Raw genomic sequence first — 14,696 nt, 5'->3', positions numbered from 1 at the left:
ATCCTGGAGGGCATTATACCGGAAAGAGGGGTATAAAAAAAGCCCCCCGGAGTTCCGGGGGGCGCAGCATCCAGTGCTCAGAAGCTGACTGTAAGCTCTGCAGTGATGGTACCGGCTGCGTCGACGATGTTCCCCTGACCGAAGTCGTCGCCTGCATCAAAGGTGTTGAGTTCGTAGCTCAGGGTAAGAGTGGTGTTCTCTGCCATGTCCCAATCGAGCTGAGCCAGGACGCTGTAGGGTGGAACACCAGAAGGTGTGACGCTGTCGTAACGGGCTTCAAGGGTTGCCGTGGTTCCTTTGTCCAGCCACTGGTACTTGAACTGGCCAACAGCGGTAATCCCCTGAGTGGCCATGTTGTACTCAGCACCGACCGAGAGGTACGCAGCGTTCTCTTCGCTGTCAAGGTCAAGCGGGTAGTTGAGGTACGCACCGTAGAGGGTGATACCACTGGTGAGAAGGTCGTAGGTGACTTTCACGACGCCTTTCTCCTCAGTGCCTTCGTAGGTGATTTCAGGAACATCCTTTGCCGCATCCTCGGGGATGTAGGTCACCGTGCCACTGACTTCGTTCTTGGTCCGAGCACCACTCGAGATTGCCTGAGCATAGTCGTACTCAAGGTCAAGCGTCCACTTCTCGGCGCTGTCCTCGGCGGAGAGGTCGAAGGTTGCGGCGACGCCAAAGCCCAGCTCGTCGGCGTTGAAAGCACTCGGAGATGCCGCAGAAGCAGCCGGAGTGAATCCAGCAGTGATGTAGTGCCCGTCAAGGGTCAGGGTAATATCCTCGCTCGCTTTGATGTTAACCTCGCCAGCAACACCATAGCTTCCGGAAAGAACCCCATAGGCACCTTCGAGCTTCAGGGTGACGTCCGATTCGTCAAAATCGGTCCAGCCACTGGCGCTGACAATGAGGTCAGAGTTTGCGTTGTAGAGTGAAGCACCTTCGGGCATCCAGGTGACGCCAAGGGCGACCTTTTCCCACTCAAGGCGCAGCGAGTAGAACTCGTTGACATCGGCGTACATCTTCCAGGTAATGTCGCTGTCCTCTGGAGCGTAGACGACGTAGATACCCTCGTAGCTTAAGTCGTCGTCATCATCTGGCTGGTACTCACCAAGGACAAGCCCGAGGTCCACCTTGGGCTGATCGATGTCGCCAACCCGGATGTACCACTCGTCTTTCTTGTAGTCGATGAAGAAGTTATCGGCCGAGACAGAAGGTGTGTTGAGCGTATCGGTGATCTTGAGCTCAACGCCGGCGGTGGTGTAGTCGTTGATGGTGGCAACGATGTTGAGGGTGGTTTCGTCGCTCAGCTTGGCATCGGTCTTTCCGGAAGCAGTGGGAGCATAGGCAGTGTAGGTAACGTCGAACTCTCCGGTGACCTTCACGGGCTCGGCGTACTTCTCAAGTGCTGCAACCCGGTCCTCAAGGGCCTTGATGGCAGCACTCTGCTCACCCAGAGCCTTCTTGAGGTCGTCAACGGTGAGGCCAAGCTGCTTGAGTTCATCGGCAAACTCCTGGACGAGTTTCTCCAGAGTGGCGATGTCCTCCTGGGTTGCGTAGCCAGCTTCGTCAATCTTCTGCTCGAGGTATCCTACGGCACGGGCAATGGCCATGGCGAACTCATACCGGGTGAGTGCACGGTTGCCACCGAAGGTCCCGTCAGGGTACCCAACGATGATGCCCTTGGCCGCCAGGCTCTGGACAGCATCATAGGCCCAGTGGTTCAGAGGCACATCCACGAAAGGATTTGCTGCCAGGGCAGGAAGCGCCAGGGCAAGCACCAGAGCAACGGCTAAAATGAGCTTCTTCATACACAAACCTCCTTGGTCGTTCTGGTTTTTTCAGCCTTCCGTCCTCCCAAGGAGGGGTCAGAGAGTTTCCCTGTTTCCTCCCCTTCCTCCTTTTGGACTTCCGGCCGCCATCACATATCCCTCCTCCCGGGCCACCAAGTTTTCCGCTTCACCTCCTTTCTCTCCACCCAGGAGCTCGGGACAGGATAGCCACCTATCCTTCACCTATAATATACGCCAAAAACGTCTATTTGGCTACACCCCTTCCAGGATTTTCCCAAAATTTCACACGAATTTCGGGGTAGCCATGGTCTCCTCATCAAGGTAAAAGTCGGTGTCAAAGACCACCTCACCCACAACAAGGGGCCGTGGTTCTTCCACCGCCTCGCAGCGAATGAAGCTCGAGCGGAACCAGTCCGCATCGGCAGGAAGAGGGAACGCCACATCCATAAGCCGGCGCATCATGGTCCGGTCGTAGAACTCTTCATCAAAGTGGTTGTCCGAGTCAGGATAGGCGCTGAAGCGGCGCAGGATGTCGGTCACCACAAACCCCATCTCAAGGAGCATCCGCTCCACGCTGTACCACTTGTGCCAGGACGACTCGATGGTGGTGAGACCGAAGTAGAGCGCTCCGCCTCTTTCAAGTGCCTGGGCTCCCCGGGAGAGGGTGATTTTGAGGCCCTTCTCGCTCTCCACAGGGTCAGTGATGAAAACGGAAAAGGCGTGGTCTTTCAAGGGATATGGGGAAGCCGCGTTGTACTCCAGGGCGGTGATGCCGAGATTGTGCTCTTTTGCTCTTTTTGTGATGAATTCCACAATGCGCTGGTCGACCTCAAGGACGGTGATGGACCGGGGAAGGCCGGTGCTTGCCAGAGCCAGGCTCAAAAGGTCGTCATCCCCAAGAATCAGAATGTCCTGTCCCTCAAGGTCCCCCCGTTCATAGAGGAACGCCACCCGGGAAAACACGTCGCTTTCTGTCATGAACCCCTGGTCGTAGTCGAGGTTGGGAAGGGGACGACCCTCGACGAGCCTGTGATAGAGCGCAAAGGCTTCGGAAAAGACCGAGAACGTGTAGCCTCCCTGACAGTGGGGGCAGCGAACGTCCTTTCGGGGGAGAAGGGAAGCAGCCCTTGCTTCCCCCAGAGGGGTCAGGGAGAACTTTCCATCGCTGTACTTGACAACTCCCGCCTCAAGAAGCGCTTTCAGGCGCTCCACGAATCCCTTAATGTGCTCATCCTGTTCGTCAAGGAGCTTCCAGAAGCTCTTTGGACCTTCCTTGAGCGACCGAAGAATCTGAACCTCGTAGCGACGCATACTCCCACCTCCTCTCCGTCCTGTACCGCCATGGTATGAGATACCGTACAAGTTCATCCCAGGATGTGGCGGAAGCAAACTCCAGGCTTTCGTACTTCCGCACGTACCCGGTATAGGGGAAATAAATACTCAGTCCGGATGTTTCTATTATACCACTTCCCACGCTCACACTCTGGACGTAAAGCACACACCTTCTGAGCTCTTCAAGGACAACCTGCGCCCTCTCCCGCACTCCGGGATTGATCCCGGGATAGGCAACAAGGAGCTCCATGAAATCCCCAAGGTCCACAAAATCTGGGTCACCAAAGTAGAGCGCCGAGTCCCCCAAAGCCACGTACACCCAGGGAGGAGTGCGGAAGTCGTTGAGGATGGCAAGCGCCAGGGCGTCAATAGCCGAGACAAGCCTCGAAATCCCCGAAAGGTCCACCGTCGAGAGGGTGTACCTTCCCGGAATACCCCTCTGGCCGTAGTATGCGGCATAGCTCTCTACAATAATTCGGGCAAGGGTACGTGCATCCATGGAAGGGCTTCGGGTAAGTTCCCGAAACACCGTCTCATAGTCCCACCCTTCCCCAGGAACGTTTTCCTGAGAAGCCACAAGCACCCGGGCATTGTGCCGCACCTCATAGGCCACTTCCACCATCTGCATGAGGCAGGCATCCATCCCAAGAAGGTCAAAGAATACCCCCGAGCGGGCCAGAGCAGATCGGAGCTCGGGAAGAGCGATGGCCCTCTGGGTCGTAAAATCAAAGGCGATGTCCTTTGTGGCGGCCTTCACCCCTGAGCCGTGGTTCCAGAGAATCAGGGCGTAGCGCGCTGCAGGGTAATTGCTCCGGGCAAAGCGGATGAAGTCGAGAAGGGTTTCACCGCTTCCTGAATCCACCCTCCCAAGACTCCCAAGGGACAAAGAGGCGATGGCGCCGGGGGTCGCATCTTTGGTGACCAGGTACCGCCAGGCCCCCGAAGGGGTATCGACCTGGACCACAATGGCCACGTCGTCGCTTGATCCTATAAGTTCCATGGAATCGATATCCTTCCAGGCCTCTCCGGTAAGGTCGTTGTCGGCAGCCATGTAGACCAGAACCGTCCACTGCCTTCCGCCTTCCGGAAAAGAACCCCCCGAAGGAAGGTAACACCCGGAAAAAAGGAGGAGCACAAACGCTACCCCCAAAAGCAACACACACCCGTACCGCACAGTTCTCCCCCTTTCAGAAGCTCACTTCAACGCTCACCCGGAGAAGGTCACCCGAGGGGTCTTTCGCATCTCCCTCTTCATCGCCCCGCTCAACGAACCGCTGGTACCTGAGGCGAACGGTGAAGAACGTCCGCAAGGCGTCAATGATATTCCCCCCACCGTCCTCAACAGCGACCATCACCTCGAGTTGCCCGGGATTCCCAAGATCCTCAAGGTTCACCGTGGCCTCGGCGGTTTGACCAGAGAAATTCCCCGCAGAGACATAGGTTCGCGTTCCGTCAGGGTGCAAAAGCCAGGGAGTGCCGTTGCGCCACTCAAGAACATACAGCCCGGTCCACTCCCCGGGATCGCCCGAGGGACCGGTGAGGGCGTTCCCGTCGGTATCAATGGCCACCCGGTACACAAGGTTCGGGTCGAGATTCCCTTTACAGGTGATCCGAAAAGTGACGGTCTTTCCTGCCTCACCCCACTGGGGTTGCTCCCCAAAAGCGCACCCTGCAAACAGAAGCCCCAAAAGCACCAGGAATACCATCCGGCGCATCCTCACTCACCCCCAATTTTCACCGTCTGCCCCGGAAAGGCCTTGATGCCGTATTCTATCCAGAAGGTGTCCTGGGAGCGGTCGTAGAAGAGGCTGATTTCCCGGCAGTGGAGATCCCGGGTGAGCCGGACCCGGAGGGCCTCAAGCTCGCCACTTACCGGATCCCATCCCCCGCTCAGGCCGATATGCCACTCCCGGGAAAGAGGCCAGGAGAGTTCCACCACCACTCCTGTGAAGGTTCCCTCGTTGAAATCGTAGCTCCCCCGGACCTCGACGTTTTTGGTCGCGCTCTCTTCATAGCTCACCTCAAGGACCCCTTCTGAGAACACCCCGCTTAAGGTATCGTACCCCGACTCAAACCGGATGTTCCAGGGGCCCTCCTCGTACGCTACCCCAAGACCCAGGAACTCCGTTTTCGGGGTGGTGTAGTCGAAACGAAAGGGCGTCGCTCCAGCGTACCCTGCCCGGTTGTAGGAAAGAGAAAGTCTAAAGGCCTCAGAAAGCCGCTTTTCAAAAGCAAACGACCCCGAGAACACGTAGCGGGCGAACCCGTTCCCGTAGAAATTCTGCTCGAAACGGAGCTTTGAGGCGAGTGTCGTGTCTTTTGCGAGAGTGCTTTTTCCCTCAAGGTCCAGGAAAAGATGCAGACGCTCGTCCACCACCCCGGTATCCTCCTCGGCGTAGTGCCCAAGAAGCACTCCCGCCTGCCAGGTGAAGTCCGATTTCCCCAGACGTTCTTTTTTGCGGACCACCTCAAGCTCCGGGATTTTCCGCACAAACCGCACGAAATCTCCGGTATAGACATCGCCCTCAAGGTCCTCATGGCCTGTGTAGCGAAGGGTGTAGGTGTACTTTTCAGCGGTCTTCTGCAGGGCTACCTCGTACTGGAGGTCTCTATCGGTGTACGCTCCAAAGCGGGCGTCTTCCCGAAAGACCACTTGAGTCTTTGCCGCAATCCCTCCAAGGTCATAAGACGTCACCCAGGTGGCCGAAAGGGCGCTGCTTTCTTGAGGAGAGTTTCCGGTGTAACTTGCGGTGAGTTTACTCTGGAGCTTCTTCTCCGTATAGGTGAGAAGCGCCTGAGCCGAAAGAACCGCGTCGTTCTCCCCCACCGTCTGGGCGTACGAGAAGTTCGAGGAGAGGTCCAGGGTCTTGCCGAACCTCCGGGAGTACTCACCCTTTGCCGTGACCTTCGGGGGAGCGCCTTTCCGGTCCAGGTACTCGACGTTAATTTTCCCCTTCTCGTTCTTCTTCTCGTTATCAATGTAGTGCGTGATGCTCAGCTTCCACCCGATTTTCTCCCAGAAGCTCAGCTCCACCGTGCCAAAGGAGGTGTCGTTTGGGAAGTAGTTGTGGTAGTAGGTCAGGTAGTACCCGGTTGCACGGGAATACCCCACCATGGGGAGGAGGGGGAGCTGTTCCTTCTGGTTGAGGAAGAAGGCATAGGACGGAAGAGAGAAGAGCCTTCGGCCAAAGTCGAAGTAGGAGAGATGGTAGAGGACCACCTTTTTGTTCGGGTAAATCACGATGCGCCTGGCCTCGATGTAGTAGTGGGGTTCAGAAAGATCACAACTTGTGAGCCTTGCCCCCTCAATGGTCATGGTGTCATCCTTTTCCTCAACCACCTCGCCCCGGAAGAAGAGCTTGCCCTCAATGCCCTTCCCGGTGATTTCCGAAGAGACCTTTTTCGAACGCCACCAGTCCTCCTTCCAGCTGTAGACCACCTCTTCGGCGGTGAACCCCTCGTCCTTTCGCGTCACCCGTACATTCCCCCGGGCCTCAAGCCGCTCATCTCTCAAAAACACCCGGATTTCAGAGGCCGTGAGGATGATGTCCTCATAGGTGAGTTTCCCCGAAACGACCAGGACCTCTTCATCCTTTAGGAGGTAAATGAGGCGCTCACCCTCAAGCTCTATGGCCTTTTCGCTTGAGAAGGCAAAGCGACACAGCACAAGAATCCCCAAAGCGGTAACGACAACACCAAGCCACCTGGCGAGGTTCATTCCTTCTCCCTGATGACGAATCTTGCCCGGGTGATGCCCGAGGCTTCAAGCGTCTCGGTGTCCAGGAAGTACACCGCCTGAGCCACCTGGATTTCCCGCTCTTTCTCGGTAATAACAACATTCCCCTCAAGGACCACCCGTTCTTCTTCACCCTCTGCCTCGTCCCTGGGGAAGTAATGGGCCCGGTCCGCCCGAAGGAGCACCTCTTTCCAGGTAATCTCCACCCCCCCTTCGCTCCAGGCCTCTTCGTTCTTCCCGTTGTAGGAGAGGGTTTCGGCTTTCCAGAGAATCACCGAGGCCTCTCCCTCGCTTTCCCGCTCTTTCCGGAGCTCCACATCCCCCTGGAAGGTGTAGAGTTCACGGTCAAAGTCCCCCTCCATGGTGAGGGCGCGGATTTCCGTCTTCCCCCGGGTGACCCGCACTCCTCCCCGGAACGACCCCCGGTTCTCCCTGAGGCTGAAGGAGAGCTCCCCACACTCGATGCGGTTTTCTCCCTGGATGACGACCACGTTCCCTGAGGCATTGAATGCCTCGTTCTTTGAGTCGTAGGTGATTTTTTCGGCCCGTTCCAGGATAACCTCTTTTGTTCCAGGCGATTTCTCCTCGCCGAAGGCCCACACCGAAGAAAGAAAAAGCACCAGAAGACAGAGCAGGATTTTTTTCATGCCTATCCCTTCCTCGCCGCCAGAGCTTCCTCTATTATATCATCGGAAGGAGGGAGCACAATGGAGGAGAGGATTGAGGCAATCCTTCACCGCTTAGAGGAACGGTTTCCCGACGCACGCCTACTCCTTGAGTTCCGCAATCCCTTTGAACTCCTCATCGCCACAATCCTTGCCGCCCAGGCACGGGATGAGAAGGTCAACGAGGTGACCCGGGAACTCTTTGTTGCCTTCCCAACACCCCAGGCCCTTGCCGAAGCGCCTGAGGAAGAGGTGGCAAAGCTCGTGCAACCGCTCAACTACGCGCGGAAAAAGGCTGCCTTCATCAAGAAGGTGAGCCAGGAGCTCGTCGCGCGCTTCGGCGGGGAAGTCCCTGCATCCCTGGAGGAACTGGTACAGCTTGAAGGAGTGGGACGGAAAACGGCAAACGTCGTCTTAGCCAACGCCTTTGGCATCCCCGCCATTCCTGTAGACACCCACGTGGGGAGGGTGGCGCAGCGCATCGGCCTCACCAGAGCCCAGAACCCCGACCGCATTGAGGAGGACCTCAGAACGCTTATCCCCCAGAATCAGTGGATCCGGGCATCGCACCTTTTGGGATTTCTGGGGCGGTTCATCTGCCAGGCCAAAAGACCAAGCTGCCACGCCTGCCCCATCACTGACCTTTGCGCGTATCCGGAGAAAACCCTCTGATTTGCCCAACCCAGAATTTTGCCCGAAGCGTCACCGGCCCCTTCACCGAGCTCTGGAAGGAGGTGTCCTCGTCCTCTTTTTCTGTCTCCTCGACGAATTTCCCTTCAAAGTCCATGTCGAGGAAACACCCCTCAAATACCCCTTCCCCCCACAGCCTCACCCGGCCCCGGTAGTACACCGTGGACTCCACCTCAAGGGAGTTCAGGCGGCGGCAGGAAAGGAGCAGCACCCCGTCCTCAGGGTAACGGTTGGCGAAGAGACGGAATTCCTGGTCCCTGAAAAAGCCAATGACCTCCACGAAGGGGAAGCCAAACCCCACCTCCACGAAGTGGTCCTTGAGGGAAACCTCGGGAGTCTCCCCCCGCCACAGCCGCAGAAGCTCCTCCCACTCCTCTTCCCGGACCTTCACGCCCCGTCCCACCGGACCCCAGAAGAAGGAACGATCCTCGGAAAAGTACATGGCAAGCGTCAGGTGCTTGAAGCCCTCCTGCATGAAACATTTGGGGAAAATTCGCTTCCGGGTGAGATCGAACTCCATTTCGATTTCAAAACCCCGCTCCTGAGCCCCCCGCAGGGTCAGGACGATGACCCCATCCCGGTCGGAGTGGAAATGGATGATTCTTCTCCCCCGTGTCTCCCGCCGCAGGACCGTCACCGGCCCCTCCTGGTACCCAAAAAGCGTGGCGTCCCGAATCTGCGGGGTGAAGGGAGCCCGGACGGCATAGGTAGGGGTACGACCGAGAAGGTGGGCCTTGTTTTTGGCCTCAAGGAAGAAGAGGTACCCTTCGAATTCCTCAACGGGCATGACAAAGCGCCCCGTTTTCCCCTCAAGAGGACCCTCCTTCTGGAAGACCGGAAGGCGAAAAGGGCGAAGGTACAGTGTGGTTTCCACCTCTTCCTGTGCCTCCCAGAGGACCACCAGGTAATGTCCATCTTCACCAAAGAAGTGCTCAACCCTCGTAAAAAGACGCAGAGGGTCAAGGGACGCAACCACGCTCTTTTTCGCCACCTCTTTAAGGGGCGGGAAATGTACAAGGCTTTTCCCTTTTCGCCAGTGCTTGAGGAGATCTTCCCTCCAGGTCTTGAACACTTCATCACTCAGATTCTCTTCGGCTTTGGGCAGGGCAAGGGCCCGCTTCTTGCATATCGCAAGGAGGGTGCTTGCATCGCCAACCACACCCACATCGCGGTGCTTCTCCTCACCCACCTCGACAAAGGCCAACGCCACAAGGTCATGCTCAACGTAGACCTCAAGGAAATACCGCTCTCCAGAGGGAACCCGGGCGACGAACATTCCATCGTCGTTGGTGACAGCCTGGGTGACTGGTACCCCGCTTTCGGCAAGGACCACAAGGACCTTTGCCCCCGAAAGCGGAATACTCGGGGCTTCTTCTTCGCCTGATGCCGTGTACTCCCAGAACCCCATCTCGTTGAACGGCGTATCCGCAGGAAGGTTCACCACACCCTGAAGAAAGGTCACGAAACTCCACTCCTCTGCTGTTTCATCTCGTACATCCTCCGGTCAATCTCCTGGAAGAGCTCCGAAACGTTCTTCTGGCCGTCCCAGAGACACACCCCGTAGGAAATTCGGACCGGAAAAGGCTCACCCATCACCTGGGCTCCCCGGAGGTTGCGGCTTATCCGCTCCATGATCTTGTGGACGTCCGCCTCCTTCGCCCTGGGGAGAACGAGAACAAACTCGTCCCCCCCATAGCGGGCCACCACGTCGCTCGAGCGCAGGCTCTCCTGAAGGAGTCGTGCCACCATCCGCAGGACCTCGTCTCCAAAGACATGTCCGTACCGGTCGTTGATGGCTTTGAAGGCGTCAATATCAAGCATCACCAGGGCCAGGGGGTACCCCTCCCGGCGAGCACGCTCGAGTTCTTTGCGGAGGTACTCCTCAAGAAACCGGCGATTGTACACCTCAGTGAGCTGGTCGTACAGGGCAAAACGGAGAAGCACCGATTCATACCGCTTTCGCTCGCCGATATCCCGGAGCACCAGCCAGAAAATCTGTCCACCCTCAAAGGCAAAAAGCAGGGCCTCAAAGTGCGCAAGGTGAGCTCCAAGACCAGAAAGGGTGATCTCTATTCTCGCCGGTTCTCGACTCCCCTGGGCTTCTTCCTTAAGGAGCCACCAGGTCTCCTCGCCGATGTACTCGGCAATGGTTCTCCCCACAAGGTCTCCCCTTTCCCGTCCCAGGAGCCGCTCCGCCCGGGCGTTGACCTCAAGAATGCATCCCTGGTCATCGAGGAAAAAGAGGAGATCGGGATTTCCGTCAAAGAGCCAGAGCCAGCGCTTCCTCGCATGATCCAGGCGCTCAAAAAGCTCAAAAAGACGCACAACCAGGGAGAGGACCGGAAGAGGAAAAGTCCACCTCTCGTTTTCCTCCCAGAAGACAAAGAGCTCCGCTTCCTGGGCGATGGCAAACCGCCGAAAGCGAAGCCCGTTGACCACTCCACGTCGAAGGGTGCAGGACCCTGCAAGACTCTCCACGTCCTGGAGAAAACCGGTACCCCGAACGAAGCGCCGCCCCCTCCTCACGTAGAGAAGGCCCGACGCTCCGAGGACCTCCAGGGCGAAATCCAGAATCCTGAAAAGACCCTCTTCGCCTTCCGGAAGCGGGAAAAGCCGGGCGAGTTCCCGAAGAACCCCGGATTGCGACTTCTTGCCGCCCACCTACGCATTCTCCCTCAAAAAGCAATCACAATCCGCTGAAGGCGGATAACGCTCCTTCCTGGGCCTTCTGCGGTAACCTTCAGGGTGTTAGTTCCCTCAACGAAATCCCCTGCCACGGCCAGGAGCCGCTGCTCGGTGCCTGGGGCAAGTAGACCATCCACTGCCGGAACGGTGCCGAGGTCTTTTCCGTTGAGCGTCACCCGCACCCGGGTGTTAGGGTCTCCCTGAACCCAGAGGTACACGGCGCCTTCCTCAGGCACACCCCCGGGGGAGAAACGGAACTCCAGCACCTCCCCACGGCGCATCTCAAGGAGAGAAACATCGTTCACCGAAAACCCGGCAACCACTTTCCCCTGGTAGCTGAGCCGGCTTCCGTTGTGCTTTGGAGAACCGCTTGAGAAATCCACGAAAAAGAGGGCTTCCGAAAGCACCGGGCGAAACCGCTCCACCGTGAGGGTGACAAAGGCCTCAGAAGGAGCGTACTGGGCGCTTCCCGGAAAGCGAGCCACAAGGTCAAAATCTCCTGTGGTCGCCACCCTTGGGGCAGTGTAGAACACCCAGGCCCGACCGGAGGTATCGGTGACACTGGAGGGTGCACTCAGGGTTCCCTGAGGGACCTCCCACTCAATCGTGCGACCAGCCAGGGCTCGTCCCTCCCGGTCCCGGAGATAGGCCACAATCCGTATCCGTTCCCCTGAGGCCAGAACAGTCTTTGCCGGCTCAAGGCTAAGGTAGGTCTCGACAATCCTCTGGCCCACCTCAACCGTAGCTACCGCCGAAGAAGGGGCAAGGCGAACACCACCCGGGAAACGCACTTCCACAGTCACCGTTCCTGAAAAGGACGGCGCGTAAAAGGTGTTCCGGGACATTCCGCGAGAATCGGTCACGGTGCGGGTTGTGGCCAGAGAACCACTGCTTGTCGACCAGACGAGTTCCTGCCCCCCAAGGGGTTGGCCCGAAGCGGTCGAAAGCGAGGCGGTGAACACAAGGGCACTGGAGGGACCAATCTGAACCGTTTGAGGTTCCAGGGTGAGGATTGTTCCCTCCATCCGGGCCACCACCTGGAAATGCGTCCGGTCGGTCGCGTACTGGGCGTGGAAGATACGCCCCGCCTGGTGCGGCGCCTGAATGAAACGCTCGAGGTCCCCGTCCGAGACGGGATTCCGGGTAAGGAGCACCACAAGCCGCTCGGTCCCTCCCGGACCCGTAACGTTTTTCGTGTACGTTTCACTGATGCCGGCGCGAACAAACCGGTTCCGCACAAGAACCTGCACGTCGCCGCTTGGGAGGTAATCGATGAGGTTCACGTAGCCATCCCGGGTTGCCCGAAAACGAATGGTGACGGGATCACCGATATCGTAGGTCGCACCCTCTCCCCGATCCACAGAGACAGAGACGTCCGCCGAACGGGGGATGGAGATGTACACTTGAGGATGGAGGGTGAAACGAAGGAGAACCTCTGCACGGGCAAGGCCCATTATACTCCCCACAAAAAGCACAACCGCAAGAACCACCAAACCCCTCCGCTGCATGGCCGTCTCCTCCTTCACCTTTTCAAGCATTATACCACAAGCGACGCTCCAGGGCCTGGAGGAGTTCCCGCAGGTGGTGCACAACCTCGGCCCCCCGGGCGCAAAGTTCAGAGAGCTTCCTCTGGGCCTCACCATCGGTGTAGTCCCGATCTTTCCGCAGGGTTTCCGCAAATACAAATACCGGCTTCCCCTCCTCCCTAAGCTGCAGGGCAAGGTCGAGGTTGGCGACGTTGCCCCACCCCCAGAAGGTGGGGGCAACAATTACTGCATCGGCCCCCCGGGCAAGCTCTAAGGCCTCTCTAAGCGCCTCCTCCCCAATGGGGGAAAAGGGTTTTTCCCGTACCACCGTAAATCCAAGGCGCTCGGCCATCTCCTCGTCAGAATCAAACCGGTTCACCACCCCCACGCTCACCGAAAACCCCTCTTCGGAGAGGAGGCGCATAACAGGGATGCCACTCCCCCCACCACAGACCAGGTGGATCCGCCCTCTTCGCTCCTTCAGGACCCTCTTCCCCAGGGGGATAAAGATCGGGCGGGCAGACAGGGGATGGGGAACTTTCCCGAAAGGCACGCCGAAGAGCTCCTCTAAGGTAGCCTCATGCAGGACATCTTCGACTTTCCCAAAAGAGCAAAGCAGACCCTTTTTGAGAAGCAACGCCTTTTCACAGAACCGGGCCACCAGGTTCACGTCGTGGAACACGGCAACGACAGTGATGCCCAGGCGGACAAGACCCTGCAGGATGTTCAGGATTTCAAGTTCATGGGCCACATCGAGGTGGCTCGTGGGCTCATCAAGGAGAAGGAGCTCGGGTTTCTGGGCCAGGGCCCGGGCAATGAGCACCCGCTGTTTCTCTCCCCCAGAGAGCTCGCTGAAGGGCTCCTCGGCAAAGGGAAGCGTTGCGGTCACGTCCATGGCCCAGAGCACGGCTTCTTCATCGGCCTTCGTCTCTTTGCGAAAACGAGAAAGGTAGGGAATCCTCCCCATCATGACCACATCGAAACAGGGGAGGTCCAGGCGCCCCGGGATTTCCTGGAACACCACCGCGACCTTGCGGGCAAAGAGGCGGCGGGGGAAGGTGGCGATATCCCGCCCCTCAAGAAAAACGGTGCCCTCTGCCACCGGCAGAAGCCTTGCCAGAAGGTGGATGAGCGTCGTCTTCCCCGAACCGTTGGGTCCCAGAACACCCACAAAATCCCCACGCTCCAGGGCGAAGGTCACGCCACTCAGGACGCTCTCACCCTCGTGGTAAGCAAAGGAAACGTTCACGGCTTCAAGATACGGCTTCATAAGCCTCTTTTCCTCTGGCGGAGGAGGTACACGAAAAAGGGCGCCCCAAGGAGGCTGGTCACCACGCCTACGGGGAGCTCCACAGGGTGGATGATGCTCCGGGCCAGGGTATCGGCAAGAAGGAGCACTGCGCCCCCGGCGCACAAAGACAAAGGCAGAAGCACCCGGTGGTCCTGAAACCCAAGAAGCCGCAGGATATGCGGCACCACGAGTCCCACAAACCCGATGACGCCACTTGTGGCCACACAGCTTGCCACAAGCAGCGACACCACAGAAAGGACCCAGCGCTTAAAGCGCTCCACATCCACCCCCAGGCTCTCAGCAGCTTTCTCGCCCAAAAGAAAGGCGTTGAGTTCCCGCCCAAAAGAAAGGAGAAAGGGGACGGCAAAGGCGAAGAAGGGGAGCACCATCTTGACCTCCTCCCACCCCCGGTTCCAGAACCCTCCCATGGTCCAGAAGACTACCTGGTGGAGGTTTTCTCCCGAAAGGAACATCCCGAGGGTGATGAGGGCGGAGAAGAAAAAGCCCACCGCAAGCCCTGCGAGAAGAAGCGTCTCCAGGGGAATCCTCCGTCCCACCCGGGCAAGGCGAAAGACGAGAACCGCCGTCCCCAGGGCACTCAGGAAAGCGAAAAGCGGAACGGTGAAAAGGCCAAAGTACACCCTGGTCAGAATCGCCACCACTGCCCCAAAGGCTGCTCCTGAACTCACGCCGAGGATATAGGGGTCAACGAGAGGATTCTGGAAAAGCCCCTGGAGCACGGTTCCGGAAAGAGCCAGTCCTCCCCCCACAAGAAGGGCAAGGACCACCCGGGGGAGGCGGATGGCAAAGAGGATGGTCCGCTCACTCGGGGAAAGTCCCTCAGGATAGAAGAGGGCCAGAGAATCGGAGAGCGCATACCGTCCCTGACCCACCCCCTGGGCGACAAACAAACTCACCCCGCAAAGGGCAATAAAGCCAAAAAGAAGAAAAGGTTTTCGGAACCTCTTCCGCCGCTTCATG

General features: G+C 58.0%; 12 protein-coding genes. 1 reads left to right on the top strand and 11 read right to left on the bottom strand.

Features of this window, described 5'->3' with window-relative positions; translation table 11 throughout:
* Positions 1–77: 77 nt before the first annotated feature.
* From ACPT9Q_RS05935 to ACPT9Q_RS05910, 6 genes are all read right to left on the bottom strand, one after another.
* Positions 78–1,808, bottom strand: a complete 1,731-nt coding sequence (locus ACPT9Q_RS05935) for an S-layer homology domain-containing protein (protein ID WP_427365210.1) — start codon at positions 1,806–1,808, stop codon at positions 78–80.
* 264 nt (positions 1,809–2,072) lie between these two features.
* Positions 2,073–3,101: a bis-aminopropyl spermidine synthase family protein gene (locus tag ACPT9Q_RS05930; RefSeq protein WP_427365209.1), complete on the bottom strand. Its 1,029-nt coding sequence runs from the start codon at positions 3,099–3,101 to the stop codon at positions 2,073–2,075.
* Positions 3,031–4,296 carry a clostripain-related cysteine peptidase gene (locus tag ACPT9Q_RS05925; RefSeq protein ID WP_427365208.1) on the bottom strand — a complete coding sequence of 422 codons (1,266 nt, stop codon included), beginning with the start codon at positions 4,294–4,296 and terminating at the stop codon, positions 3,031–3,033. The genes ACPT9Q_RS05930 and ACPT9Q_RS05925 overlap by 71 nt, the downstream gene beginning before the upstream one ends.
* 13 nt (positions 4,297–4,309) lie before the next feature.
* The gene (locus ACPT9Q_RS05920; RefSeq protein WP_427365207.1) at positions 4,310–4,837 is read right to left on the bottom strand and encodes a hypothetical protein; all 528 of its coding nucleotides are present in this window, start codon (positions 4,835–4,837) and stop codon (positions 4,310–4,312) included.
* A gap of 2 nt (positions 4,838–4,839) precedes the next feature.
* Positions 4,840–6,840 carry a hypothetical protein gene (locus ACPT9Q_RS05915; RefSeq protein WP_427365206.1) on the bottom strand — a complete coding sequence of 667 codons (2,001 nt, stop codon included), beginning with the start codon at positions 6,838–6,840 and terminating at the stop codon, positions 4,840–4,842.
* Positions 6,837–7,505, bottom strand: a complete 669-nt coding sequence (locus ACPT9Q_RS05910) for a hypothetical protein (protein ID WP_427365205.1) — start codon at positions 7,503–7,505, stop codon at positions 6,837–6,839. Before ACPT9Q_RS05910 ends, ACPT9Q_RS05915 begins: the two co-directional genes overlap by 4 nt.
* 60 nt (positions 7,506–7,565) lie before the next feature.
* On the opposite strand from ACPT9Q_RS05910, the gene nth reads away from it, so the two are divergent.
* Positions 7,566–8,195, top strand: a complete 630-nt coding sequence (gene nth, locus ACPT9Q_RS05905; RefSeq protein ID WP_017873632.1) for an endonuclease III — start codon at positions 7,566–7,568, stop codon at positions 8,193–8,195.
* On the opposite strand, the gene ACPT9Q_RS05900 is transcribed toward nth, so the two are convergent.
* The 5 genes from ACPT9Q_RS05900 to ACPT9Q_RS05880 are packed head-to-tail and all read right to left on the bottom strand — an operon-like array spanning position 8,158 to position 14,695.
* Positions 8,158–9,675, bottom strand: a complete 1,518-nt coding sequence (locus ACPT9Q_RS05900; RefSeq protein WP_017873633.1) for a hypothetical protein — start codon at positions 9,673–9,675, stop codon at positions 8,158–8,160. The genes nth and ACPT9Q_RS05900 overlap by 38 nt on opposite strands.
* A complete protein-coding gene (locus ACPT9Q_RS05895; protein ID WP_427365204.1) occupies positions 9,672–10,874 on the bottom strand; it encodes a diguanylate cyclase in 1,203 nt (400 codons plus the stop codon). Before ACPT9Q_RS05895 ends, ACPT9Q_RS05900 begins: the two co-directional genes overlap by 4 nt.
* 14 nt (positions 10,875–10,888) lie before the next feature.
* Positions 10,889–12,406: a DUF4384 domain-containing protein gene (locus tag ACPT9Q_RS05890; RefSeq protein WP_427365203.1), complete on the bottom strand. Its 1,518-nt coding sequence runs from the start codon at positions 12,404–12,406 to the stop codon at positions 10,889–10,891.
* Positions 12,407–12,428: 22 nt separating this feature from the next.
* Positions 12,429–13,694 carry an ATP-binding cassette domain-containing protein gene (locus tag ACPT9Q_RS05885; protein ID WP_427365202.1) on the bottom strand — a complete coding sequence of 422 codons (1,266 nt, stop codon included), beginning with the start codon at positions 13,692–13,694 and terminating at the stop codon, positions 12,429–12,431.
* Positions 13,691–14,695 (bottom strand): iron chelate uptake ABC transporter family permease subunit, encoded by a 1,005-nt coding sequence (locus ACPT9Q_RS05880; protein ID WP_017873762.1) that lies wholly within the window; start codon positions 14,693–14,695, stop codon positions 13,691–13,693. The genes ACPT9Q_RS05885 and ACPT9Q_RS05880 overlap by 4 nt, the downstream gene beginning before the upstream one ends.
* Position 14,696 lies beyond the last annotated feature (1 nt).

This window comes from Candidatus Caldatribacterium saccharofermentans (genome assembly GCF_050267035.1).
In the GTDB taxonomy this organism is placed as follows: domain Bacteria; phylum Atribacterota; class Atribacteria; order Atribacterales; family Caldatribacteriaceae; genus Caldatribacterium; species Caldatribacterium saccharofermentans.
Note: the sequence above shows the minus strand (reverse complement) of the source record. Positions and strands in the feature narration are given on the sequence as shown.

What these genes read in the sequence shown, in the direction of transcription:
- ACPT9Q_RS05935 (WP_427365210.1), bottom strand. Translation starts at nt 1,808, where the DNA reads ATGAAGAAGCTCATTTTAGCCGTTGCTCTGGTGCTTGCCCTGGCGCTT.
- ACPT9Q_RS05910 (WP_427365205.1), bottom strand. Translation starts at nt 7,505, where the DNA reads ATGAAAAAAATCCTGCTCTGTCTTCTGGTGCTTTTTCTTTCTTCGGTG.
- ACPT9Q_RS05890 (WP_427365203.1), bottom strand. Translation starts at nt 12,406, where the DNA reads ATGCAGCGGAGGGGTTTGGTGGTTCTTGCGGTTGTGCTTTTTGTGGGG.
- ACPT9Q_RS05885 (WP_427365202.1), bottom strand. Translation starts at nt 13,694, where the DNA reads ATGAAGCCGTATCTTGAAGCCGTGAACGTTTCCTTTGCTTACCACGAG.
- ACPT9Q_RS05880 (WP_017873762.1), bottom strand. Translation starts at nt 14,695, where the DNA reads ATGAAGCGGCGGAAGAGGTTCCGAAAACCTTTTCTTCTTTTTGGCTTT.
- ACPT9Q_RS05920 (WP_427365207.1), bottom strand. Translation starts at nt 4,837, where the DNA reads ATGCGCCGGATGGTATTCCTGGTGCTTTTGGGGCTTCTGTTTGCAGGG.
- ACPT9Q_RS05915 (WP_427365206.1), bottom strand. Translation starts at nt 6,840, where the DNA reads ATGAACCTCGCCAGGTGGCTTGGTGTTGTCGTTACCGCTTTGGGGATT.
- ACPT9Q_RS05930 (WP_427365209.1), bottom strand. Translation starts at nt 3,101, where the DNA reads ATGCGTCGCTACGAGGTTCAGATTCTTCGGTCGCTCAAGGAAGGTCCA.
- nth (WP_017873632.1), top strand. Translation starts at nt 7,566, where the DNA reads ATGGAGGAGAGGATTGAGGCAATCCTTCACCGCTTAGAGGAACGGTTT.